This is a genomic window from Clostridium sp. J1101437_171009_A5 (assembly GCF_015547905.1).
GTDB lineage: Bacteria > Bacillota > Clostridia > Oscillospirales > Oscillospiraceae > Pseudoflavonifractor_A > Pseudoflavonifractor_A gallinarum.
Map to the genome: position 1 here is coordinate 1 of NZ_JADMVY010000036.1, position 1922 is coordinate 1922.

The 1922-nt window shown below is 62.9% G+C and carries 2 protein-coding genes; both read left to right on the forward strand.

The window, feature by feature from the left end; translation table 11 throughout:
- Window positions 1–801, forward strand: an 801-nt coding sequence (acrB, locus tag I2C21_RS17360) for an acryloyl-CoA reductase electron transfer subunit gamma (protein WP_101691010.1), incomplete at its 5' end; no start/stop codon positions are given.
- 19 nt (window positions 802–820) lie between these two features.
- On the forward strand, window positions 821–1921 hold the full coding sequence (acrA, locus tag I2C21_RS17365; protein ID WP_101691011.1) for an acryloyl-CoA reductase electron transfer subunit beta: 1101 nt from the start codon (window positions 821–823) through the stop codon (window positions 1919–1921).
- Window position 1922: the final 1 nt, after the last annotated feature.

Sequence of the window (1922 nt, forward strand, 5' to 3'; positions counted from 1 at the left end):
ATGAAAGCAATCGTATGTGTGAAGCAGGTGCCGGATACCTCCGGTAAGGTTGCGGTGAAGGCGGACGGCACCATGGACCGCGCGTCCATGGCGACCATCACCAACCCCGATGATATGAACGCCATTGAGGCGGCCCTGAAGCTGAAGGATGAGACCGGCTGCGAAGTGACCGTGGTTTCCATGGGTCCCCCGCCCGCGGAGGGCATGCTGCGGGAGCTGCTGGCCATGGGCGCGGACAAGGCTGTGCTGGTGTCCGGCCGTGAGTTCGGCGGCAGCGATACTTACGCCACCTCTCAGATCCTGGCCGCTGCGCTGAAGAAGATCGGCGTGGACGACGAGACCATCGTGTTCTGCGGCCGTCAGGCCATCGACGGCGACACCGCCCAGGTGGGTCCCCAGATCGCCGAGAAGCTGAACCTGCCCCAGGTGACCTACGTCTCCGAGATCAAGGCGGAGGGGAAGAAGATCACCGTGCAGCGGATGCTGGAGGACGGCTACATGACCATCGAGGTGGCGCTGCCCTGCCTGCTGACCTGCATCAAGGAGCTCAACGAGCCCCGTTACATGAGCGTGGGCGGCATCGTGGAGGCCTACAGCAAGCCCTACGAGGTGTATGACTTCAACACCCTGAAGGACGATCCCCTGATCGATCTGGACACCATCGGCCTGAAGGGCTCTCCCACCAACGTGTACAAGTCCTTCTCTCCCCCGGTGAAGGGCGCCGGCATGATGCTGGAGGGGGCCGACAAGGCCACCTGCGACAAGCTGGTGTCGCTTCTGGATGAGAAGCACCTGATCTGATCGAAAGGAGAGCAGAAAAATGGCTTTTGATAGTAGAGACACCGGCGCCTTCAAGGGCGTATGGGTATTTTGTGAGCAGCGCGAGGGCAAGCTGATGAGCACGGACTTCGAGCTGATCAGCGAGGGCCGGAAGCTGGCGGACGACCTGGGCGTGGAGCTGTGCGGCGTTCTTCTGGGCCACAACGTGGAGGGTCTGGCGAAGGAGCTGGGCGGCTACGGCGCGGACAAGGTGTACGTGTGCGACCACGAGCTTCTGGAGACCTACACCACCGACGGCTATGCCAAGGTGATCTGCGACCTGGTGGAGGAGAAGAAGCCCGAGATCTTCCTGATCGGGGCCACCAACATCGGCCGTGACCTGGGCCCCCGCTGTGCGGCCCGTCTGCACACCGGTCTGACCGCCGACTGCACCCACCTGGACGTGGATGTGACCAAGTACAAGGAGTTCCTGAAGACCACCTCCACCATCGACGTGGACAACACGGTCTTTGAGGAGAACACCAACCTGAAGATGACCCGTCCCGCCTTCGGCGGCCACCTGATGGCCACCATCATCTGCCCCCGGTTCCGTCCCCAGATGTCGACGGTTCGTCCCGGCGTGATGAAGAAGGCTCCCTTTGACCAGGCCAAGGCCGACGCCGTTGTGGTGGAGAAGCCCGCGGTGGCCCTGACCAAGGAGGACATCCATGTGGAGGTCCTGGAGGTGAAGAAGGCTGCCAAGAAGCTGGTGGACCTGATCGGCGCCGACGTGGTGGTGTCCGTGGGCCGCGGCATCAGCAAGGACGTGGAGAAGGGCATTGCCCTGGCCGAGGAGCTGGCAGAGGTTCTGGGCGGCGTGGTTGGCGCCTCCCGTGCCGTGGTGGACGCGGGCTGGATCTCTGCCGACCACCAGGTGGGCCAGACCGGCAAGACCGTGCATCCCAAGATCTATGTGGCTCTGGGCATCTCCGGTGCCATCCAGCACAAGGCCGGCATGCAGGACTCCGAGTGCATCATCGCGGTGAACAAGAACGAGACCGCCCCCATCTTCGAGGTGGCCTCCTACGGCATCACCGGCGACCTCTTCAAGGTCACCCCCATGCTCATCGAGTCCATCAAGGCCCTGAAGGCCTCCAAGTAAT